General features: G+C 73.0%; 17 protein-coding genes and 1 tRNA gene. 15 read left to right on the forward strand and 3 right to left on the reverse strand.

Going from position 1 to position 22,574, the window contains the following annotated elements; all coding sequences use genetic code 11:
• Positions 1 to 29 precede the first annotated feature (29 nt).
• A complete protein-coding gene (locus OG899_RS16860) occupies positions 30 to 1,466 on the forward strand; it encodes an NAD-dependent malic enzyme (protein WP_125498752.1) in 1,437 nt (478 codons plus the stop codon).
• A 365-nt stretch (positions 1,467 to 1,831) separates the two neighbouring features.
• Positions 1,832 to 2,113 carry an HU family DNA-binding protein gene (locus OG899_RS16865; protein ID WP_125498755.1) on the forward strand — a complete coding sequence of 94 codons (282 nt, stop codon included), beginning with the start codon at positions 1,832 to 1,834 and terminating at the stop codon, positions 2,111 to 2,113.
• Between the two features lie 228 nt (positions 2,114 to 2,341).
• Here OG899_RS16865 and murA read toward each other — a convergent pair whose 3' ends face one another.
• On the reverse strand, positions 2,342 to 3,682 hold the full coding sequence (gene murA / locus OG899_RS16870; protein WP_125498756.1) for a UDP-N-acetylglucosamine 1-carboxyvinyltransferase: 1,341 nt from the start codon (positions 3,680 to 3,682) through the stop codon (positions 2,342 to 2,344).
• Between the two features lie 305 nt (positions 3,683 to 3,987).
• Here murA and OG899_RS16875 point away from each other — a divergent pair, with 305 nt between their 5' ends.
• The 8 genes from OG899_RS16875 to OG899_RS16910 all read left to right on the forward strand — a co-directional run bounded on the left by OG899_RS16875 (position 3,988) and on the right by OG899_RS16910 (position 14,687).
• Positions 3,988 to 4,557 carry a YqgE/AlgH family protein gene (locus OG899_RS16875; protein ID WP_168131953.1) on the forward strand — a complete coding sequence of 190 codons (570 nt, stop codon included), beginning with the start codon at positions 3,988 to 3,990 and terminating at the stop codon, positions 4,555 to 4,557.
• 88 nt (positions 4,558 to 4,645) lie between these two features.
• Entirely contained in the window at positions 4,646 to 4,921 is a 276-nt protein-coding gene (locus OG899_RS16880; protein ID WP_067388079.1) for a DUF3039 domain-containing protein, read from the forward strand.
• A gap of 266 nt (positions 4,922 to 5,187) precedes the next feature.
• Positions 5,188 to 6,882: a beta-N-acetylhexosaminidase gene (locus OG899_RS16885; RefSeq protein ID WP_125498761.1), complete on the forward strand. Its 1,695-nt coding sequence runs from the start codon at positions 5,188 to 5,190 to the stop codon at positions 6,880 to 6,882.
• Positions 6,883 to 7,234: 352 nt separating this feature from the next.
• Complete coding sequence (locus OG899_RS16890; protein WP_168131952.1) at positions 7,235 to 8,125, forward strand: xanthine dehydrogenase family protein subunit M; 891 nt, start codon at positions 7,235 to 7,237, stop codon at positions 8,123 to 8,125.
• On the forward strand, positions 8,122 to 10,947 hold the full coding sequence (locus OG899_RS16895) for a 2Fe-2S iron-sulfur cluster-binding protein (protein ID WP_229814035.1): 2,826 nt from the start codon (positions 8,122 to 8,124) through the stop codon (positions 10,945 to 10,947). The genes OG899_RS16890 and OG899_RS16895 overlap by 4 nt, the downstream gene beginning before the upstream one ends.
• A complete protein-coding gene (locus tag OG899_RS16900; RefSeq protein ID WP_125498763.1) occupies positions 10,944 to 13,256 on the forward strand; it encodes a xanthine dehydrogenase family protein molybdopterin-binding subunit in 2,313 nt (770 codons plus the stop codon). The genes OG899_RS16895 and OG899_RS16900 overlap by 4 nt, the downstream gene beginning before the upstream one ends.
• A gap of 134 nt (positions 13,257 to 13,390) precedes the next feature.
• A complete protein-coding gene (locus OG899_RS16905) occupies positions 13,391 to 13,930 on the forward strand; it encodes an SUKH-4 family immunity protein (RefSeq protein WP_189427985.1) in 540 nt (179 codons plus the stop codon).
• A gap of 427 nt (positions 13,931 to 14,357) precedes the next feature.
• Positions 14,358 to 14,687: a hypothetical protein gene (locus OG899_RS16910; RefSeq protein ID WP_189427984.1), complete on the forward strand. Its 330-nt coding sequence runs from the start codon at positions 14,358 to 14,360 to the stop codon at positions 14,685 to 14,687.
• 338 nt (positions 14,688 to 15,025) lie between these two features.
• Here OG899_RS16910 and OG899_RS16915 read toward each other — a convergent pair.
• Positions 15,026 to 15,097 (reverse strand) — tRNA-Cys (locus OG899_RS16915).
• A gap of 322 nt (positions 15,098 to 15,419) precedes the next feature.
• On the opposite strand from OG899_RS16915, the gene OG899_RS16920 reads away from it, so the two are divergent.
• The 4 genes from OG899_RS16920 (at position 15,420) to OG899_RS16935 (ending at position 20,728) form a co-directional block, all read left to right on the forward strand.
• Complete coding sequence (locus OG899_RS16920; RefSeq protein ID WP_189427983.1) at positions 15,420 to 16,880, forward strand: MFS transporter; 1,461 nt, start codon at positions 15,420 to 15,422, stop codon at positions 16,878 to 16,880.
• A gap of 166 nt (positions 16,881 to 17,046) precedes the next feature.
• Complete coding sequence (locus OG899_RS16925) at positions 17,047 to 18,849, forward strand: DEAD/DEAH box helicase (RefSeq protein WP_125498771.1); 1,803 nt, start codon at positions 17,047 to 17,049, stop codon at positions 18,847 to 18,849.
• A 339-nt stretch (positions 18,850 to 19,188) separates the two neighbouring features.
• Complete coding sequence (locus OG899_RS16930; protein WP_125498773.1) at positions 19,189 to 19,830, forward strand: IclR family transcriptional regulator; 642 nt, start codon at positions 19,189 to 19,191, stop codon at positions 19,828 to 19,830.
• A 106-nt stretch (positions 19,831 to 19,936) separates the two neighbouring features.
• Complete coding sequence (locus OG899_RS16935) at positions 19,937 to 20,728, forward strand: S16 family serine protease (RefSeq protein WP_125498775.1); 792 nt, start codon at positions 19,937 to 19,939, stop codon at positions 20,726 to 20,728.
• A gap of 33 nt (positions 20,729 to 20,761) precedes the next feature.
• On the opposite strand, the gene OG899_RS16940 is transcribed toward OG899_RS16935, so the two are convergent.
• The gene (locus tag OG899_RS16940; RefSeq protein WP_125498777.1) at positions 20,762 to 21,229 is read right to left on the reverse strand and encodes an Lrp/AsnC family transcriptional regulator; all 468 of its coding nucleotides are present in this window, start codon (positions 21,227 to 21,229) and stop codon (positions 20,762 to 20,764) included.
• A gap of 123 nt (positions 21,230 to 21,352) precedes the next feature.
• Here OG899_RS16940 and hppD point away from each other — a divergent pair, with 123 nt between their 5' ends.
• Positions 21,353 to 22,498 (forward strand): 4-hydroxyphenylpyruvate dioxygenase, encoded by a 1,146-nt coding sequence (gene hppD, locus OG899_RS16945; RefSeq protein ID WP_125498779.1) that lies wholly within the window; start codon positions 21,353 to 21,355, stop codon positions 22,496 to 22,498.
• Positions 22,499 to 22,574 lie beyond the last annotated feature (76 nt).

Genomic DNA, 22,574 nt, shown 5'->3' on the forward strand with positions numbered 1-22,574 from the left:
GTGAACGGTGAAAGCAGAGGAAGTCGGCCATGGCAACGGCGCCCAGCGTCTCCTACTCGATGACCATCCGGCTGGAGGTGCCCGCGAGCGGAACCGCCGTCTCGCAGCTCACCACCGCGGTGGAGTCCTCCGGAGGCTCGGTGACCGGCCTCGACGTCACTGCTTCCGGTCACGAGAAGCTGCGGATCGACGTCACGATCGCGGCCACCTCCACCGCGCACGCGGAGGAGATCGTCGAGAAGCTGCGGGGCATCGAGGGCGTCACCCTCGGCAAGGTCTCCGACCGGACCTTCCTGATGCACCTCGGCGGCAAGATCGAGATGGCGTCCAAGCATCCCATCCGCAACCGTGACGACCTGTCCATGGTCTACACCCCGGGTGTGGCGCGGGTGTGCATGGCCATCGCCGAGAACCCCGACGACGCGCGCCGCCTGACCATCAAGCGGAACTCCGTCGCGGTCGTGACCGACGGCTCCGCCGTGCTCGGCCTGGGCAACATCGGCCCCAAGGCCGCGCTGCCGGTGATGGAGGGCAAGGCGGCCCTGTTCAAGCGGTTCGCCGGCATCGACGCCTGGCCGATCTGCCTGGACACCCAGGACACCGATGCCATCGTCGAGATCGTCAAGGCGATCGCGCCCGGCTTCGCCGGCATCAACCTGGAGGACATCTCCGCGCCGCGCTGCTTCGAGATCGAGGCCCGGCTGCGCGAGGCCCTGGACATCCCCGTCTTCCACGACGACCAGCACGGAACCGCCATCGTCGTGCTCGCCGCGCTGACCAACGCCCTGCGCGTGGTGGGCAAGTCGATCGACACCGTGCGCGTGGTGATGTCCGGCGCCGGTGCCGCGGGCACGGCCATCCTCAAGCTGCTGCTCGCCGCCGGAGTGAAGAACGCCGTGGTCGCCGACATCCACGGGGTGGTGCACGCCGACCGCGCGGACCTGGTCGACGCCGCCCCCGACTCGGCGCTGCGCTGGATCGCCGACAACACCAACCCCGAGAACCTCACCGGCACGCTGAAGGAGGCCGTGCGCGGCGCGGACGTCTTCATCGGCGTCTCCGCCCCGAACGTGCTCGACGGCGACGACGTGGCCGCCATGGCCGACGACGCGGTCGTGTTCGCGCTGGCGAACCCCGACCCGGAGGTCGACCCGGCGGTCGCCCGCCAGACCGCGGCCGTTGTCGCCACCGGCCGCTCGGACTTCCCCAACCAGATCAACAACGTGCTGGTCTTCCCGGGTGTCTTCCGCGGCCTGCTGGACGCGCAGTCCCGCACCGTGAACACCGAGATGATGCTCGCCGCCGCGCAGGCCCTGGCCGACGTGGTCAGCGAGGACGAGCTGAACCCGAACTACATCATCCCGTCGGTCTTCAACGACCGGGTCGCCGGTGCCGTCGCCGGCGCGGTCCGCGAAGCCGCCAAGGCGGCCGGTGCGGGCGCCGTCAGCAGCGCGTCGGGCCTCTGACCCGGCCCGCGCACGCCGGCCGCTCACAGGGGCGGCCAGGGGCCGTACCGGGCGTGATGATCGCCACGGTACGGCCCGGAACCGACGCGTCCGCATACGCGTTGTCAGGGACGCACCCTGCCGTGGCGCAGGCGGCAAGCCCTCTCTTCGTGTGACTCCCACGGGTGTTCTCACGACTCCAACGGGTGCCGGATTGGCTTTCCCGCCGCAGGTGGAGGCAGGATGCCTCCCTGGGCGCGAGGGTCTGACGAGGGACCCGGTCCGGGGACCGACCGAGGACCCTGGCAGCATCGGCTTCGCTGGCCCAACATGCGGCTTCGCCGCGTGGCACGCCGCAATGGCAAGAAGAACTTGGGAGTAACAACATGAACCGCAGTGAGCTGGTGGCCGCGCTGGCCGAACGCGCCGAGGTGACCCGCAAGGACGCCGACGCCGTGCTGGCCGCGTTCGCCGACATCGTCGGCGACATCGTCTCCAAGGGGGACGAGAAGGTCACCATCCCTGGCTTCCTCACCTTCGAGCGCACCCACCGTGCCGCTCGCACCGCCCGCAACCCGCAGACGGGCGAGCCGATCCAGATCCCGGCCGGCTACAGCGTGAAGGTGTCCGCGGGCAGCAAGCTCAAGGAAGCCGCCAAGGGCAAGTGACCGTGCCGCCGGTGCGCCACGGGACGGCAGACGCGGCCCGCTAGGGCCGATCACAACGTCAGCGGGGCGGCCCCCCTCCTGTGGGGGGCCGCCCCGTCGTCGTCGGTGTCTCAGGCGCCTGCCCGTGCCCCGTGCCGTGCCGGGGCCGTCGGGGCCGGGCCTCGGGCTGCGCGCACGGCCACCGGACCGCGGGCACCGCCCGGGCCCGGACCGGACCGGCGGTGCCCGTCAGCCCAGCGACTTGCCGGGCAGCTCCACCTTGGCGCCCAGGTCGACGAGCTTCTCCATGAAGTTCTCGTAGCCGCGGTTGATCAGGTCGATGCCGTGGACGCGGGAGGTGCCCTGCGCGGCCAGCGCCGCGATCAGGTAGGAGAAACCGCCGCGCAGGTCCGGGATGACCAGGTCGGCGCCCTGCAGCCGGGTCGGGCCCGACACCACCGCGGAGTGCAGGAAGTTGCGCTGGCCGAACCGGCAGTCGGAGCCGCCCAGGCACTCGCGGTACAGCTGGATGTGCGCGCCCATCTGGTTGAGCGCGGAGGTGAAGCCGAGACGGGACTCGTACACCGTCTCGTGGATGATCGACAGGCCGGTCGCCTGGGTGAGGGCCACCACCAGCGGCTGCTGCCAGTCGGTCTGGAAACCGGGGTGCACGTCCGTCTCCAGCGCGATGGACTGCAACTGCCCGCCGGGGTGCCAGAACCGGATGCCCTCGTCGTCGATCTCGAAGGCACCGCCCACCTTCCGGTAGGTGTTCAGGAACGTCATCATCGACCGCTGCTGGGCGCCGCGCACATAGATGTCGCCCTCGGTCGCCAGCGCCGCCGACGCCCAGGACGCCGCCTCCAGCCGGTCCGGGATGGCCCGGTGGGTGAAGCCGCGCAGCTTGTCGACACCGGTGATGCGGATGGTGCGGTCGGTGTCCATCGCGATGATCGCGCCCATCTTCTGCAGCACGCAGATCAGGTCCTCGATCTCCGGCTCGACGGCCGCGTTGGACAACTCCGTGACGCCCTCGGCCAGTACGGCCGTCAGCAGCACCTGCTCGGTGGCGCCGACGGACGGGTACGGCAGCCGTATCTTGGTGCCGCGCAGCCCCTTCGGGGCCTCCAGGTACTGTCCGTCGGCCCGCTTCTCGATGACCGCGCCGAACTTGCGCAGCACGTCGAAGTGGAAGTCGATCGGCCGGCCGCCGATGTCGCAGCCGCCCAGACCCGGTATGAACGCATGGCCCAGCCGGTGCAGCAGCGGGCCGCAGAACAGGATCGGGATGCGGCTGGAGCCGGCGTGGGCATCGATGTCGGCCACGTTGGCACGCTCTACGCGCGTCGGGTCGAGCACCAGTTCGCCCGGCTCCTCGCCCGGGCGGACCGTCACGCCGTGCAGCTGGAGCAGGCCGCGCACGACCCGCACGTCACGGATGTCCGGAACATTGCGCAGGCGACTTGGCTCACTGCCGAGCAGAGCGGCGACCATCGCCTTCGGCACGAGGTTCTTCGCACCGCGGACCCGGATCTCGCCCTGCAGCGGGGTTCCGCCATGGACCAGCAGGACATCGTCGTTGACGCTCATGTATCTCGCGTTCCGATGAGGTGGGCAGGATTACGGCCGATCTCTCGATTTCCGCGCCGGAATGTCGGGCAGGGGCCGGAGGGACAGAGTAATCTCCGCACACCCGCCGGACGTACGCCCGAGCACGGTGTGAACGTCATGGCTGTGTCACAACACGAACCGTCGGGCGACGGGCACAGCGGGTCACCGCCTGGCGGCCGCCGGGCGGCCGTGCGCCGGGGACGCTTCCGTGCGTCGGCGAGGGCCTCACTCCGGCAGCCCGGTCGGCTCCCCACAGCGGGGGAAGATGCGGGATCATGTCTGGCATGACCGAGGTGTCCTCGCTCACAGGGCGGCTGCTCGTGGCCACTCCCGCCCTGGCGGACCCGAACTTCGACCGCGCGGTGGTGCTCCTCCTCGACCACGACGAGGAGGGCTCCCTCGGTGTCGTCCTCAACCGCCCCACCCCCGTGGGCGTCGGCGACATCCTGGAGGGCTGGGCCGACCTCGCCGGAGAACCCGGCGTCGTCTTCCAGGGCGGCCCGGTCTCGCTGGACTCCGCGCTCGGCGTGGCCGTGGTCCCGGGCGGCGCGTCCGGGGAGGCGCCGCTCGGCTGGCGCCGGGTGCACGGCGCCATCGGCCTGGTCGACCTGGAGGCCCCGCCGGAGCTGCTCGCCTCGGCGCTGGGCTCGCTGCGCATCTTCGCCGGATACGCCGGCTGGGGCCCCGGCCAGCTGGAGGACGAGCTGGTGGAGGGCGCGTGGTACGTCGTGGAGTCCGAACCCGGCGACGTCTCCTCGCCCGCCCCGGAGAAACTCTGGCGCTCCGTACTGCGTCGCCAGCGCAACGAACTGGCGATGGTCGCCACGTATCCCGACGACCCGTCGCTCAACTGAGGGCCTGCCCGGACGGTGCGTCCACCGGCCGGCGGGCGCACGCACCGGGACCGGGCCCGAAGCCCGCACGCTTCAGTACCCTTGCCGTATGAGCACTCTCGAGCCCGAGCGCGGGACTGGTACGGGGACACTCGTAGAGCCGACACCGCAGGTGTCCCACGGCGACGGCGACCACGAGCGTTTCGCCCACTACGTCCAGAAGGACAAGATCATGGCGAGCGCCCTGGACGGCACCCCCGTCGTGGCGCTGTGCGGCAAGGTGTGGGTGCCCGGCCGCGACCCGAAGAAGTACCCGGTGTGCCCGCTGTGCAAGGAGATCTACGACTCCATGGGCAGCGGCGGCGAGGGCGACGACAAGAAGTGACCCGCCGCGGACGGTGACCCGCCGGATCCGCGCCCTGCCGGCCCCGGCGGCGGCCCCCTCGCCGGACGGCCCGCTCACCGCCCGGCAGCGGCGGCGCAACAGCCCGCCTCAGGCCCCCGAGGACGCCTCCCGCGTCCCCCGGGGGCCTGGGTCGTCCCCGGGCATGCGCAGCATGTGCAACGCCGATTGCACCGCGTCCACCGTGACGCTACCCATGGCCCTGCGGCCCCCGCCCGGGAGCCGCTGCCGCCACGGGAAGGGCTGCCATGACCGATGTGATCCCGGCACCGCGCACCGCCCGGAGCGCCGCCGCACCGGATATGTTCCGCTTCGACGCGGACACCACCGTGTGGGCCGCCCCCGGCACGGACACCACCGCCCGCTGGCTGCGCGCCGTGCTCGGCCCCGCCCTCGGCCTGCCGTTGCCGCCGGCCGCCCACGAGGACGCGCCCGGCGTGCTGCGGCTGCGCCTGGACGACACCCTCGCCCCCGAGGGCTACCGGCTCACGGTCACCGGCCGGGACGCGGAGATCCGCGGCGGCGACGCGGCCGGGGTCTTCTGGGGCGCCCAGACCCTGCGCCAGCTGCTCGGCCCGGACGCCTTCCGCCGCGCCCCCGTCCGCCCCGGCGCCGTCCGCGCCGTCCCGGCCCAGATCGTCGAGGACGTCCCCCGCTTCCGCTGGCGCGGCCTGCTGCTGGACGTCGCCCGGCACTTCCTGCCCAAGGACGGCGTGCTGCGCTACCTCGACCTGATGGCCGCCCACAAACTCAACGTCCTGCATCTGCACCTGACGGACGACCAGGGCTGGCGTATCGAGATCCTGCGGTACCCGCGCCTGACCGAGGTCGCCTCCTGGCGCGCCCGCAGCCGGTTCGGCCACCGCGCCTCCCCGCTGTGGGAGGAGAAACCGCACGGCGGCTACTACACCCAGGACGACATCCGGGAGATCGTCGCCTACGCCGCCGAGCGGCACATCACCGTCGTCCCCGAGATCGACGTCCCCGGCCACTCCCAGGCCGCCATCGCCGCCCACCCGGAACTCGGCAACAGCGACGTCGTCGACACCGCCGCCCTGACCGTGTGGGACGACTGGGGCATCAGCAGGAACGTCCTCGCGCCCACGGACACCACCCTGCGCTTCTACGAGCACGTCCTCGAGGAGGTGCTCGACCTCTTCCCCGCGCACGCCGGGCGGTTCTCGGCCTTCGTGCACCTCGGCGGCGACGAGTGCCCCAAGGAACAGTGGCGTGCCTCGCCCGCCGCGCAGGCCCGGATCGCCGAACTCGGCCTGGCGGACGAGAACGAGCTCCAGGCCTGGTTCATCGGTCACTTCGACACCTGGCTCGCCGCCCGGGGACGCCGGCTCATCGGCTGGGACGAGATCCTGGAGGGCGCCCGGACGGCCGACGGCACCGGACCGGACGGCGGCCCGCGCACGGCCACCGGTCTGACCCCCGGGGCGGCGGTGTCCTCCTGGCGCGGCTACGCCGGCGGGATCGCCGCCGCACGGGCCGGCCACGACGTGGTCATGTGTCCCGAGCAGCACGTGTACTTGGACCACCGGCAGGACGCGGGCCCCGACGAGCCGGTGCCGATCGGATACGTCCGCACCCTGGAGGACGTCTACCGCTTCGAGCCGGTCCCGGACGGACTCGACGCCGACCAGGCCCGCCATGTGCTGGGCACCCAGGCCAACCTGTGGACCGAGGTGACGGAGGACGCCGCCCGCCTCGACTACCAGGCCTTCCCGCGGCTGGCCGCTTTCGCCGAGGTCGCCTGGAGCGCCCTGCCGGCCCCCGCGCGGCGGGACTTCGCCGGTTTCGAACGGCGGATGGAGACCCACTACCGGCGCCTGGACGCGCTCGGCGTCGCCTACCGGCCGCCTGCCGGACCACTGCCCTGGCAGCGGCGCCCCGGCGTCCCCGGCCGTCCCGTCGACGGGCCACCGCCGGCGCGGTGAGCAGGCCGGGGCGGCGCGGTGGAACGGGCCGTCGGTGACGCGGCCGAGCGGGTCGGTGACGGCGCAGCTCCGGCCACGCGGTGACCGGCCGACCGCGGAAGACACCGTTCCTGCTGGTGTCTCGAACTGACTGCTGGAAAAACCCGCAAGAAGCAGCGAACCGCCGTAATTCGCCCGCATCGGTGATGGTGTGCCAAAACCGCAGACTCCCCGATGAGGTGGGCCGCCCCCACCCGGCGGCCCCGTGTCCCGGACCCCTGCGAAGATGTGCCAGAGTTGCCACGTCCGCCCTGTCAGGCCGTACCGTACGGCACGGGTGGGACCAGTGGGGCAGCGGGAAGGGGCAGCCGGGTTGACCACGCACGCACCGCAGGCGGGGCAGGCCGTCACGCTGCCCACGACGCTGGACGAGGCCGTCGCGGCACTGACCGCCGTGCCGGCCGCCGTACCGGTCGCGGGCGGCACCGACCTCATGACCGCGGTCAACTCCGGTCAGCTCAGGCCGACCGCGCTGGTCGGCCTCGGCCGCATCAGCGAGATCCGCAGCTGGCAGTACCAGGACGGGCACGCGCTGCTCGGCGCGGGACTGACCCACGCCCGCATGGGCCGCCCCGACTTCGCCGCCCTGATCCCGGCGCTGGCCGCGGCCGCGCGCGCCGCGGGCCCCCCGCACATCCGCAACGCGGGCACCCTCGGTGGCAACATCGCCTCGGCCGCGCCCACCGGGGACGCGCTGCCGGTCCTCGCCGCCCTGGAGGCCACGCTGATCGTCGCGGGCCCGGACGGCCGCCGGGAGATCCCCGTCTCGCACCTGCTGGCCGGCGTGGAGATGCTGCGCGCCGGTGAACTGATCGGCTATGTGCGCGTGCCGCTGCTGCACGCCCCGCAGGTCTTTCTGAAGGCCACCGGCCGCACCGGACCGGGCCGCGCGGTCGCCTCCGTGGCGCTGGTCCTCGACCCGGCCCGGCGCAGCGTGCGCTGCGCGGTGGGCGCCATAGCGCCGATGCCGCTGCGGCCCCTGGACGCCGAGCAGTGGGTGGCCCAGCTCATCGACTGGGACAACGACCGCGCGATCGTCCCGGAGGCGTTGCACGCCTTCGGCGAGTACGTCGCCGCGGCCTGCATCCCCGATCCGGCCCCGGCGGAGGACGGCTCCGTGCAGCAGCTTTCGCCCGCCGTACTGCACCTGCGGCGCACCGTCGCCGCGCTGGCCCGACGAGCACTGGGGAGGGCGCTGTCGTGACGGACGATCAGTACGCGGAAGGGACACCGGACAGCGGCGGGCGCTGGAACCCGCTGCCGCAGGGCGACTACGACGACGGCGCCACCGCCTTCGTGACCCTGCCCGAGGGAGGCGTCGACGCCCTCCTGAACGGGCAGAGTCCGCTGGCCGCACCGGGCCACGGCTATGTGCCCCCGCAGATAGCGGTCACGTCCGCGCCCGAGGCGGCCACCGACCCGGCCGCCGCCTGGAACGTCCAGGCCACGCCCGCCGAGGGGACGCAGTGGTCCGACCCGGGCGCGCTGCCGCAGGACGCCGCCGCCTACCCGGGCACGCAGCCCGGCGCGGGCATGGACGACCGGTTCACCTACGAGCCCGAGGCCACCCAGCAGTGGTCCTACCCGACGGCCCAGACCCCGCAGGACCCCCAGGCGGGGCACGGCGTCGCCGGTCACGAGGGAACCGTCCCCGCCGCCACCGGTCATGACGTCACCGGGCAGTGGTCGGTTCCGGTCGCCGTCGGTCGACTTCCCGACGACTCGGGAGAGTTCGCGACGCCGCCCCTGATGCAGCAGTGGGGCGGCACCGCTCCGGACACCCTGCCCGGCGGCGCCCCCGCACCCTGGGCCACCCAGGCCGCGGGCGAGCCGTGGGGACAGCAGGCACAGGCCCCCGCACAGCAGCAGGAGCCGCACGCCTATCCGCAGCACGCCCAGCCCGCCGGTGCCGGATACCAGGAGCACGCCGAGTCCGCCGGTGCCGGGTACCCGGAGCACGCCGAGTCCGCCGGTGCCGGGTACCCGGAGCAGGCCGAGTCCGCCGGGTATGCGGAGCACCAGGAAGTCGCCGGGTACCCGGAGCAGGCAGAGTCCGCCGGGTATGCCGAGCACCAGGACACCGCCGCCTACCCGGAGCAGGGCGCCCCCACCGGCTACCCCGAGCCCTCCGGTTACCCGCAGCCCGCCGCGTCCGTGATGCCCGAGCAGGCCGGTGACCCGGGAGCCGTCCCCGGCGCAGCCGACGCCGGCGCCGGTGCCCCGGCCGCCGGGACGGACGCAGCCGCCCCGTCGATGCCGCACGCGCCCGGGGACCACGCGGCACCGGGACAGCACTCCGGCGCGTACGACGTGCCCGGTGCGCCGGAGGCCGCCGGACCCGCACCCGCCGGGGTCGTGCCCGGCACCCCCGAACAGGGCGGCGCCGTGCCTTCTGGGCCCGAGTCCACCGGTGCCGTGGCCGACGCCCCCGTGCCCGACGCGGCCCTGGCCGACGGGCCGGCCCCCGCCGAACCGGCCGCCCCGGCAGCCGTGCCCGCGGAGGTGCCCGCGGAAGGACCCGCGCCCGCCGAGCAGGGAGCCCCGGCACCCCAGGTGCCGCAGGAGCCGGCCGGCGCGCCCGCGGAAGTCGCCGGTCCCGCGCAGCCCGCGCCCGCCGGACAGGGCCAGCAGCCCACGGCCGCGCACCCGGTGGCCGCCGGCGACACCGGCGCCGCCGAGCAGCCGGCGGAGCCCCTGGCGGCCGAGGCTGCCGCCGCACCCGCAGCCGCCGGGACCCCTGCCCCTGCCCCTGCCCCGGTGCCCGAGCAGCCGGTCACGGAGCCCGCCGCCGCGGACGCCCAGGCCCCCGGTCGATCGGCCGGCCCGGACCACGCGGCTGCGGACCAGCCGTCCCCGAACCAGCCGTCCCCGCAGCAGCAGGAACCGGAGCAGCAGGCCCCCGAGCAGACCCAACAGACCCAGGCCTCCCCGGGCCCGGACCAGGCCCCGCAGCCCGCCGGGCAGGAGCAGCCGTCCCCGGAGCAGGCCCCGCGGTCCGCGCCGGCCGCCGGGCAGGACCAGCCCTCCGCGCAGGCCCCCGAGCAGGCCCCCGCGCAGCAGGAAGCGGCGACGGCTGCGGCTCCGCAGGAGACCGAGGAGGCCCCGCAGGAGGCCGCCACGGCTCCCCAGGAACAGCCGGCCGCACCCCCGCAGGACGAGCACCCTCTCGCCTCCTACACGCTGCGCGTCAACGGCGTCGACCGGCCGGTCACGGACGCCTGGATCGGCGAGTCGCTGCTGTACGTGCTGCGTGAGCGCCTCGGGCTCGCCGGGGCCAAGGACGGCTGCTCGCAGGGCGAGTGCGGTGCCTGCAACGTGCAGGTCGACGGCCGTCTCGTCGCCTCCTGCCTGGTGCCGGCGGTGACCGCGGCCGGCAGTGAGGTCCGCACCGTGGAGGGACTCGCCGTCGACGGGCGGCCCTCGGACGTGCAGCGGGCGCTCGCCCGCTGCGGCGCGGTGCAGTGCGGCTTCTGCGTGCCCGGCATGGCGATGACCGTGCACGACCTGCTGGAGGGCAACCCGGCCCCCACCGAGCTGGAGACCCGTCAGGCGCTGTGCGGCAACCTGTGCCGCTGCTCGGGCTACCGGGGCGTCCTGCAGGCCGTGCGGGAGGTCGTCGCGGAGCGCGAGGCCCAGGCCGCGGCCGAGGAGACCGACGCGGAGCAGACCGAGACCGAGGAGCCGGACGACACGGCGGGGCTCACCGAACCCCCCGCACCGGACCAGGCGCAGGGATTCGGGCATGCGGACCACCCGGATCCGGCGAGTGATTTCGGCCACCCCGGCTCCCCCGACCAGGCGAACGATTTCGGCCACGCGGAGCAGCCGGGCCTGCCGGGACAGACGGAGTACCCGGCGCAGTACCCGGTGGCTGCCGGGCACACCGCGCCCGGCACCGGTGACCCGGCCGCCGGCGAGCCGCTCATCCCGCACCAGGCGGGCCCCGGAGCCGGCGGGGTCCACCCCTCGGCGTTCGACTCCCCGCACCCGCACGACCCTTACGGCCAGGACGGAGGCCAGGTGTGAGCAACCAAGCCGCCACCGCTGCCGCCCCCACGACCGCGCAGGCACCCGCACCGGAGCCGGCGCCGCACGGTATCGGCGCCTCGGTGCCGGCCGCCGACGCCCGCGCCAAGACGGAGGGCACCTTCCCCTACGCCGCCGACCTGTGGGCCGAGGGCCTGCTGTGGGGCGCGGTCCTGCGCTCCCCGCACCCGCATGCGCGCATCGTCTCCATCGACACCAGCCACGCGCGGACGATGCCCGGCGTCCGGGCCGTCATCACCCACGAGGACGTGCCCGGCACACCGCTGTACGGGCGCGGCAGGGCCGACCGCCCGGTGTTCGCCTCCGAGGTCGTACGCCACCACGGCGAGCCCATCGCGGCCGTCGCCGCCGACCACCCGGACACCGCGCGGATGGCCGCCGCCGCGGTCATCGTCGAGTACGAGGTGCTCGACCCGGTCACCGACCCCGAGCAGGCCTTCGAGGCCGAGCCGCTGCACCCGGACGGCAACCTGATCCGGCACATCCCGCTGCGCCACGGCGACCCGAACGCGGTCGGCGAGGTCGTCGTCGAGGGCCTGTACCGCATCGGCCGGCAGGACCCGGCCCCGATCGGCGCCGAGGCCGGTCTCGCGGTGCCCCGCCCGGACGGCGGCGTGGAGCTGTACACCGCCTCCACCGACCCGCACACCGACCGCGACGTGCTCGCCGCCTGCTACGGCCTGCCGCCGGAGCGCGTGAAGATCGTCGTCACCGGTGTCCCCGGTGCCACCGCGGACCGCGAGGACCGTGGCTTCCAGCTCCCGCTCGGCCTGCTGGCGCTGAAGACCGGCTGCCCGGTGAAGCTGACGGCGACCCGCGAGGAGTCCTTCCTCGGGCACGCCCACCGCCATCCGACGCTGCTGCGCTACCGCCACCACGCCGACGCCGAGGGCAAACTCGTCAAGGTCGAGGCACAGATCCTGCTGGACGCGGGCGCCTACGCGGACACCTCCTCCGACGCGCTCGCCGCCGCCGTCGCCTTCGCCTGCGGTCCCTACGTCGTCCCCAACGCCTTCATCGAGGGCTGGGCGGTACGCACCAACAACCCTCCCTCCGGCCATGTGCGCGGCGAGGGCGCGATGCAGGTGTGCGCGGCCTACGAGGCGCAGATGGACAAGCTGGCCCGCAAGCTCGGACTCGACCCGGCCGAGCTGCGGATGCGCAATGTGATGGCCACCGGCGACGTCCTGCCCACCGGGCAGACGGTGACCTGCCCGGCCCCGGTCGCCGAACTCCTCCAGGCGGTCCGCGAGCACCCGCTTCCCCCGCTGCCCAAGGACATCCCCGAGGAGGAGTGGCTGCTGCCCGGCGGACCGGAGGGCGCCGGCGAGCCCGGCGCGGTGCGCCGCGGCGTGGGCTACGGCCTGGGCATGGTGCACATGCTGGGTGCGGAGGGCGCCGACGAGGTGTCCACGGCCACCGTGCGGGTGGAGAACGGCGTCGGCACCGTGCTGTGCGCGGCCGTCGAGACCGGCCAGGGCTTCGCCACCCTCGCCCGGCAGATCGTCCAGGAGACCCTCGGCATCGACGAGGTCCACGTCGCCCCCGTGGACACCGACCAGCCCCCCGCGGGCGCGGGCTGCCGGGGTCGGCACACCTGGGTGTCGGGCGGCGCCGTGGAACGCGCGGCCAAGATGGTCCGCACCCAGCTGCTCCAGCCGCTGGCGCAGAAGTTCGGCATGTCCACCGAGCTGCTCCAGATCAGCGACGGCAGGATCACCTCCTACGACGGTGTGCTGTCCACCCCGGTAGCCGAGGCACTCCAGGGCAAGGAACTGTGGGCGACCGCCCAGTGCCGCCCCCACCCCACCGAGCCGCTGGACGGCTCCGGTCAGGGCGACGCCTTCGTGGGCCTGGCCTTCTGCGCGATCCGCGCGGTGGTGGACGTGGACATCGAGCTGGGCTCGGTCCGTGTCGTCGAACTGGCGGTGGCCCAGGACGTGGGCCGCGTGCTCAACCCCGCGCAGCTGGCCGCGCGCATCGAGGCCGGGGTCACCCAGGGCGTGGGCATCGCCCTCACGGAGAATCTGCGCACCCCGCGCGGCCAGGTCCGCCACCCCGACCTGACCGGCTACGCCCTGCCCACCGCGCTGGACGCCCCCGACATCCAGATCGTGAAACTCGTCGAGGAACGGGACGTCGTGGCGCCCTTCGGTGCCAAGGCGGTCAGCGCGGTCCCCGTGGTGGCCTCCCCGGCGGCCATCGCCTCCGCGGTCCGCGCCGCCACCGGCCGCCCGGTCAACCGCCTGCCCATCCGCCCCCAGGCCGCGGTGGTCACCGGCCAGTGACGCCTCCCACCGAACAGTGACGAGTCTCACCGGCCGCTACACCGGTGACCCGCGTGCGGCCTGACGAGGTGTCAGTGGTACACCGTAGTGTTGTTCTCAGTCGGCACAAGGGCCTCGGACAGCACGGGGGGACGATGAGCACCATCTGCACGGGCACCGTGACCGCGGCGCGCACCGCCGCCCGGGGATGCGGGCAGCCGGGCCTCGCCCTGCGCATCCCGGCCCGCCTGATGGACCAGGAGTTCGGCCGGGGCCGCGTCGTCCGCTTCGAGGAGATCGACTTCCCGCTCGCGCTCACCCACGAACCGACCCGCCGCTTCCTGCGCGACACCGGCCTGCCGGAGGACGGCCTGCTCTTCGAGCTGGACGTCGACGCCCCGCTGCGCCCCCTCACCGAGTACTACGCCGACGAACACCCCGACACCGGCTGCGCCCACCTCCCCGCCCACGCCGACCGCCTGATACGTCTCGGCCAGTTCGCCGAGGACGGCAGCCTGGTGGTCGACGGCATCACCGGTGAGGTCGGCAACTGGAGCGCCTCCGAGGCCACGCTCCACCCCTTCGAGGAGGACATCTCCACCTTCGCCCACGGCCTGTGGCTCTTCCACCGCAGCCTGTCCGGGCGGGGCGGGCAGCGGGGGCAGGCGTTCGCCGAGGGCGCGACGGGACTCTGATCCGCGCACCGCGCAGACCTTCGCCGACTCCGGTGACCGGGGCTGGAGGCGCGCTGCGCACACGATGGCGAGTCGGTCCCCGTGTTCATTTCCTGCCTCAACCGTGCCGACCGCCTCGTGACGTCATGTGATTCCTCTCTTCGCACGCGGGGCGATCCACGAGATCGTTTTCATCTCCTGCCTCAAGCGATTTCACCGACAACCGTTACGGGCGATCGCCGAGGCTGTGGCAGTTGAACGGGAAATTCCTGAAGGTGTAACGAGCGCGTCGTCGGCTTTGCTCCCATTTCGAGGGGGCGTAGCGTGGAAATTGGAGACGACCTGTGCGTCCTCGGTATCTGCTCGCCCGTCCGGGCGCGGCGGCCGAGACGAAGCAACTCGTTGCGTTCTTGAATCCTCAGCGAATTCCTTAGGGAGTTGAACGGTCATGGCGCTGCAAGTGCATTTCGCCATCCTGCACTGCTACGAAACAGAAGACAGCGGCACGGATGAATGCGTTCTCCGGTGGAACGGCCACGATTTCTGGCGTGGCGACATGAAGGGCGGACGGGACAGGAACACGGACACGTTCGTGCTCTTCCCTCATGACAGTGATGTGGGAGTCGTCTCGCTGATCGAACTGGACTCGCCGGACGACGACGATCACCTCGGGGTGCATGCCATCAGAAAGGATGAGCTCGGTCAAGGATGGCACCGGGCCTTCTTCCAGTCCGACGAGGCGAATTACCACCTGGATTACGAAGTTTTCCAGGCGTGATGTCCCCGTCTGCGCTGCGAGCCTCGGCGTCAGCGGCTCGGATGATCACAACATCTGAAACGGCTGAAGGAGCGGCACTCTCCCCGAGGTGCCGCTCTTCAGTGCCGCCTTGTTGACCCGCCCCTGCTCGAGGCCGTACCGCGCGCGGCGTGTGGCCGTCCCGGTGCGCCCGGAACGTCCGCGCCGCCACGACCCGGGCCGACGCGTCCCCGGCACGCACAGCTGCGGTCAGCGCCGCCTCGGCTCCGGCGCAGACGGTGCACCCCGCGACGGACGATCAAGGAGGGGCGGCACCCCTGCCGGGATGCCGCCCCCTTCGTTCTGCCTGTCGATACAAGAGGCCGTGGCGGGAATCGAACCCGCGTAACTCGCTTTGCAGGCGAGTCCCTGAACCACTCGGGCACACGGCCACGCGCCGGCGGACCGGACCACCGAAGCGGTCCGTGCCCTCCTCGGTTGTTCGACCGTAGGCCGTGTGACAGCGGTGACTCAAGGGTGCCGTCGGCCGTGCAACACGACTGCCACACTGCATTCACGCCACGGCGGGGAGGCGGCCGCGCGGACGGACGGCCGGCCTCGCGTGAAGGCACCGGGGCAGCGGAGCGGACGGACCGCCGGCCGTCCTGGAGGCACCGGGGCAGGGAGCAGACCCGGGTCCTACGACCAAGGTCCGGGCAGGTGACCGACCGGGGACAGGGCCAAAAGCCGTCGGTGGCCCTTACGCTGGCGAGCATGTCAGCCCTCGAACCCCGCGACACCGCCGTCGCGGACACCTCCGGCACCGCAGCCGGACGCGACGCCTCTGCGGACACGGTCCTCGGCCGGGCCTACCGGTCGCTGAGCATCGGCATCGTCTCCGTGGTCCTGCTCATCGCCTTCGAGGCGACCGCGGTCGGCACGGCGATGCCGGTCGCGGCGCGGGAGCTGCACGGGCTGCCGCTGTACGCGTTCGCGTTCTCCGGCTACTTCACCACCAGCCTGTTCGGGATGGTGCTGGCCGGGCAGTGGTCGGACCGGCGGGGGCCGCTGGGACCGCTGACCGGCGGTATCGGGGCGTTCGCGGCCGGGCTGCTGCTGGCCGGCACGGCGGCCTCGATGTGGGTGTTCGTCCTGGGCCGGGCCGTGCAGGGCCTGGGCGGGGGACTGGTGATCGTCGCCCTGTACGTGGTCGTCGGACGGGCCTACCCCGAGCGGCTGCGTCCGGCCATCATGGCGGCGTTCGCGGCGAGCTGGGTGGTTCCATCGATCGTGGGACCGCTCGCCTCCGGTGCGGTCACCGAACACCTCGGCTGGCGCTGGGTGTTCCTCGGCATACCGGTGCTGGTGGTCCTGCCGCTCGCCATGGCCCTGCCACAGATCCGTCGGCGGGCGGCCGGCCCGGTGGACGAGGACGGCGCGGGGCAGCCGTCCGGCTCCGGCCGGCGGCGCATCCGGCTCGCGTTCGGCATCTCGCTGGGCGCCGGGCTGCTGCAGTACGCGGTGCAGGACCTGCGGTGGATCTCGCTGCTTCCGGGCGCGGCGGGGGCCGCGCTGCTCGTCCCGGCGGTGCGGGGCCTGCTGCCGCGCGGCACCTACCGGGCGGCGCGCGGGCTGCCGTCGGTGGTGCTGCTGCGCGGCCTGGCCGCCGGCTCCTTCGTCGCCGCCGAGTCGTTCGTGCCGCTGATGCTGGTCACCCAGCGCGGCCTGTCCCCGACGCTCGCCGGGTTCTCCCTGGCGGCGGGCGGGGCCACCTGGGCGATGGGCTCGTGGGTGCAGTCCCGGCCGCGGATGGCACCGCACCGCGAGCGGCTGATGACGCTCGGGATGGTGCTGGTGGCCGCGGCGATCGCCACCGCGCCGAGCGTGCTGATCGACTCCGTGCCGGTGTGGACGGTCGCCTTGGCCTGGGGGTTCGGCTGCTTCGGCATGGGTCTGGTCATCGCCTCCACCAGCGTGCTGATGCTGCAGCTGTCCGCCCCGCACGAGGCCGGCGCCAACTCCGCCGCCCTGCAGATCTCCGACGCCCTGTCCAACATCCTGCTGCTCGCCGCGGGCGGCGCCGCCTTCGCGGCCCTGGGCGGCGGCTCGACGGCCGTCTCCGCCACGGCCACCGCCACCGAGGCGCACCCGGCGGCGTTCGCCGCGGTGTTCCTGCCGATGGCGGGCGTGGCCCTGGTGGGGGCGTGGGTCACGACGCGGCTGCGGGCGACGTAGGGGGACCGGCGACCGCCGGCCCTCGCGCACGGCGGTGCGGCAGGCGCCCGTGTGAGCTGGCTCCCATGTCCCGTGGCCGGGTGCGGTCCGCTCGGTGGCATACCGGGGCCGCCGGTAGGGTGGCTCGTCGTTTCCCGTAGCCGAGTCCAGCAGCGAACCGGAGACCGTGACTACCACCTCGCGACCGTCGCCCGCTTCCTCCCATCACCTGTCGCCCGCCTTCCCCGGCCGCGCCCCCTGGGGCACCGCCAACAAGCTGCGTGCCTGGCAGCAGGCCGCGATGGACAAGTACATCCAGGAGCAGCCGCGCGACTTCCTCGCGGTCGCCACCCCCGGCGCCGGCAAGACGACCTTCGCGCTGACGCTCGCCTCCTGGCTGCTGCACCACCACATCGTCCAGCAGGTGACGGTGGTCGCCCCGACCGAGCACCTGAAGAAGCAGTGGGCGGAGGCGGCCGCGCGTGTGGGCATCCGGCTGGACCCGGAGTACAGCGCGGGCCCGCTGGGCCGGGAGTACCACGGCGTCGCCGTGACCTACGCGGGCGTCGGTGTGCGCCCCATGCTGCACCGCAACCGTGTCGAACAGCGCAAGACCCTCGTCATCCTCGACGAGATCCACCACGCCGGCGACACCAAGTCCTGGGGCGAGGCCTGTCTGGAGGCGTTCGAGCCGGCGACCCGACGGCTGGCGCTCACCGGTACGCCGTTCCGTTCCGACACCAACCCGATCCCGTTCGTCCGCTACGAGGAGGGCGCCGACGGCATCCGCCGCTCGGCCGCCGACTACACCTACGGGTACGGCTCCGCCCTCGCCGACGGCGTGGTCCGCCCGGTGATCTTCCTCTCCTACAGCGGCAACATGCGCTGGCGCACCAAGTCCGGCGACGAGGTCTCGGCCAAGCTGGGCGAGCCGATGACCAAGGACGCGATCAGCCAGGCCTGGCGGACCGCGCTGGATCCGCGCGGCGAGTGGATGCCGGCCGTGCTGCGCGCCGCCGACCAGCGGCTGACCGAGGTCCGCAAGGGCATCCCGGACGCCGGTGCCCTGGTCATCGCCTCCGACCAGGACTCCGCGCGGGCCTACGCCAAGCTGCTGCGCGAGATCACCGGCAGCAGCCCGACCGTCGTGCTCTCCGACGACACCGGGGCGTCGAAGAAGATCGAGGAGTTCAGCAGGAACGACGACCGCTGGATGGTCGCGGTCCGCATGGTGTCCGAGGGCGTCGACGTGCCCCGGCTGGCGGTCGGGGTGTACGCCACGACCATCTCCACACCGCTGTTCTTCGCCCAGGCCGTCGGCCGTTTCGTGCGCTCCCGCAAGCGCGGGGAGACCGCGTCGGTGTTCCTGCCGACCATCCCCGACCTGCTCTCCTTCGCCAACGAGATGGAGGCCGAGCGCGACCACGCCCTGGACAAGCCGCAGAAGGAGGGCGAGGAGGACCCGTACGCCGAATCCGAGAAGGAGATGGAGGAGGCGAACAAGCAGCAGGACGAGAACACCGGCGAGCAGGACATGCTGCCCTTCGAGGCGCTGGAGTCCGACGCCGTCTTCGACCGGGTCCTCTACGACGGCGCCGAGTTCGGCATGCAGGCCCACCCCGGCAGCGAGGAGGAGCTGGACTACCTCGGCATCCCGGGCCTGCTGGAGCCCGAGCAGGTCCAGCTGCTGCTGCAGAAGCGCCAGGCCCGGCAGATCGCGCACAGCCGCAGGAAGCCCGCCGACCAGGCCGACCTGCTCGAACTGCCCGCCGACAGACGGCCGGTGGTGACCCACAAGGAACTGATGGAGCTGCGCCGGCAGCTCAACAGCCTGGTCGGCGCCTACGTCCACCAGAGCGGCAAGCCGCACGGCGTCGTCCACAACGAGCTGCGCCGGGTGTGCGGTGGCCCGCCGACCGCCGAGGCGACGGCCGGTCAGCTGCGCCAGCGCATCGCCAAGGTGCAGGAGTGGGCGACGAGGATGCGGTGACCGGGCGACCTGGTGACCGGATGGCCGGGTGACCGGATACCGGCGTGCGGTGCCTCACCGGGCGCCGTACGTACCGGGACGAACACGTCCATGCGGTACCGGCCGGTGACCGGATTCTGGACGACGTCTTCCGCTCAGCGAACCGGCTTCGCTAAGGTCCGGCTACGCACACGCCCCGTGGCGACGCCGCCTCGGAGCGCAGCCGTGAAGCGACCTTGCGTCCGGGGCGGCCCGGACGGCCGGCCGATCGGTGGCCTTCGTCGCGTGTCACCGACGGGGACTCGGTGACGTACCCGCCGCGAAGAGCGCCGCCGACCTCACACCGAAGGAGTGGGCGTCGTGACCGCGGAGACCTCTCAGACGCTCGACCGGGGACTGAAGGTTCTCAAACTCCTGGCCGACACGGACCACGGGCTGACCGTCACCGAACTGTCCCAGCGGCTCGGCGTGAACCGGACCGTGGTCTACCGACTCCTCGCCACCCTGGAACAGCACGCCCTGGTCCGCCGCGATCTGGGCGGGCGGGCCCGGGTCGGGCTCGGCGTGCTGCGGCTGGGACGCCAGGTGCATCCGCTGGTGCGCGAGGCGGCCCTGCCCGCGCTGCGGTCCCTCGCCGAGGACGTCGGGGCCACGGCGCATCTGACCCTGGTGGACGGGGCGGAGGCCCTCGCGGTCGCCGTGGCCGAACCCACCTGGACCGACTTCCACGTCGCCTACCGCCCCGGCTTCCGGCAGCCCCTGGACCGGGGCGCCGCGGGCCAGGCCATCCTCGCGGCCCGCCGTCACCCGACGGGCGACCCCGGCTGCATCGTCACCGACGGCGAGCCGGACACGGGCGCCTGCGGGGCGGCCGCGCCGCTGCTGGGGGTGACCGGGATCGAGGGCAGCGTGGGCGTGGTGATGCTGGCGGACTGCGTGCCCGAACGGGTCGGGCCGCGGGTGGTGGAGGCCGCCCGCGAGGTGGCGGAGGCACTGCGCTGACACCGGCGCAGGGTGCGAGGACGGCGGGCCCGCACCGGGCGCGCACCGGGTTCGCCGGGCCCCGGCCCGAGCCCGGCCGCAACGGGTCGTCGCGTACATTGACCCTGTGTTCTCTCGCCTCACACGTCTGCAAACCCTCGGTGTCTGCGCGCTGCCCGTGGTGGGCCTGATCGGCGCGGCGGTGTTCGCGCCGCTGCCGTTCTCGGTGGCGCAGCCGGGGACGACGGCGGACGTGCTCGGCACCTTCCGGGGCAGCCAGGTGATCACCATCAGCGGCGCGCCCGTGCGCCGGACCACCGGACAGCTGCGGATGACCACGATCGAGGCCACCAGCCCGGACACCCGGGTGTCGCTGGGACATGTGATCGACGGCTGGTTCGCCTCGGACCGCGCGGTCATGCCGCGCGACGCGGTCTACCCGAGCGGCGACGACGTCAAGGAGATCGAGCAGCACAACGCCGAGCAGATGCGGCAGTCCCAGGACGCGGCCACCCAGGCCGCCCTCGGCTACCTGGGCCTCGACAAGGACAAGGACATCAAGGTCTCGCTCAAGCTCGCCGACGTCGGCGGGCCCAGCGCGGGCCTGCTGTTCTCGCTGGGGATCATCGACAAGCTGCGCGGCGACGGCAACGGCGGCGACCTCTCCGGTGGCCGTACCGTCGCCGGCACGGGCACCATCAGCCCCGACGGCACCGTCGGCCCGGTCGGCGGGGTCTCCCTGAAGACCCAGGCCGCCCGCCGCGACGGCGCCACGGTCTTCCTGGTCCCGCGGGCCGAGTGCGCCGAGGCGCGCGCCGAACTGCCCGAGGGGCTGCGCCTGATCCCGGTCACCACGCTCAAGGGCGCGGTCGGCGCGCTGACCGCCCTGAACAAGGGCGGCCGGGTCCCCAGCTGCTGACCGGTCGCCGGGCCCGCCCGCCGCACCGCCGCGTCACTCCTGGGCGGCCTGCTCCACCAGGGGGATGACGCGCAGGGGCACCGGGTTCTCCATCACGATCGCCGTGGAGGCGCGGACGATGCCGTCGATGGCGACCACCCGGTCGATCACCCGCTGCAGATCGGCGTTGGAGCGGGCGACCAGACGGCAGAGCATGTCGCCGGTGCCCGTGGTCGTGTGCAGCTCCAGCACCTCCGGCACCCCGGCCAGATGGGCCCGCACCTCGGCGCCCTGGCCCTGCCGGATCTGCAGGGTCGCGAACGCCGTCACCGGGTAGCCGAGGGCCGCCGGGTCCACCTCGGGGCCGAAACCGCGGATGACCCCGCGGGCGAGCAGCCGGTCCAGACGGGCCTGCACCGTCCCCCGGGCCACCCCCAGCCGCCGCGACATCTCCAGCACCCCGATGCGCGGCTCGCGCGCCAGCAGCACGATGATCCGGCCGTCCAGATGATCGATCGCCATGGCCCGCCTCCCCGATGGTCATCCTGTACAGAAAGCCCGCCGAAACCCGGGTTTCACCGGACAGATTGCCCAGTGGATGCGCGAACTATTGCGCAGCTTGCAGACCCGGGTGACCCTGCGAATATGACGCAGACCACACAGCACACTCCCGACGTGACCGCTCGGCAGGCCGATCCCTTCCCGGTCAAGGGGATGGATGCGGTCGTGTTCGCCGTGGGCAACGCCAAGCAGGCGGCGCACTACTACTCCACCGCCTTCGGCATGCAGCTGGTGGCCTACTCCGGACCGGAGAACGGCAGCCGCGAGACCGCCTCGTACGTGCTGGAGAGCGGCTCCGCCCGCTTCGTGTTCACCTCGGTGATCAAGCCCACCACCGACTGGGGCCGCTTCCTCGCCGAGCATGTGGCCGAACACGGCGACGGCGTGATCGACCTCGCCATCGAGGTGCCGGACGCGCGCGCCGCCCACGCCTACGCCACCGCGCACGGCGCCCGCTCGGTGGCCGAGCCGTACGAGATGAAGGACGAGCACGGCACCGTGGTCCTCGCCGCGATCGCCACCTACGGCAAGACCCGGCACACCCTCGTCGAACGCTCCGGCTACGACGGCCCCTACCTGCCCGGCTTCGTCGCCGCGCAGCCCCTCGTCGAGCCCGGCGAGCGTTTCTTCCAGGCCATCGACCACTGCGTCGGCAACGTGGAACTCGGCCGGATGAACGAGTGGGTGGACTTCTACCACAAGGTCATGGGCTTCACGAACATGAAGGAGTTCGTGGGCGACGACATCGCCACCGAGTACAGCGCGCTGATGTCGAAGGTCGTGGCCGACGGCACCCGCAAGGTCAAGTTCCCGATCAACGAGCCCGCCCAGGGCAAGAAGAAGTCCCAGATCGACGAGTACCTGGAGTTCTACCGCGGTGCCGGTGTCCAGCACATCGCGCTGAACACCAACGACATCGTCACCACCGTCCGGCAGATGCGCGCCGCCGGTGTCGAGTTCCTCGACACCCCCGACGCCTACTACGACACCCTCGGCGACTGGGTCGGCGACACCCGGGTGCCCGTCGACACCCTGCGCGAGCTGAAGATCCTCGCCGACCGCGACGAGGACGGCTATCTGCTGCAGATCTTCACCAAGCCGGTCCAGGACCGCCCGACCGTGTTCTTCGAGCTGATCGAGCGGCATGGCTCCATGGGCTTCGGCAAGGGCAACTTCAAGGCCCTGTTCGAGGCCATCGAGCGCGAACAGGCCCGCCGCGGCAACCTGTGACCGCTCCCGCACCGCGTGACAGCCCCCGCCCCGCATGACCGCTCCCGCACCGCGTGACAGCCCCCGCCCCGCACGA

The sequence above is a fragment of the Streptomyces thermoviolaceus genome (assembly GCF_045209695.1).
GTDB classification, from domain to species: Bacteria; Actinomycetota; Actinomycetes; order Streptomycetales; family Streptomycetaceae; genus Streptomyces; species Streptomyces thermoviolaceus.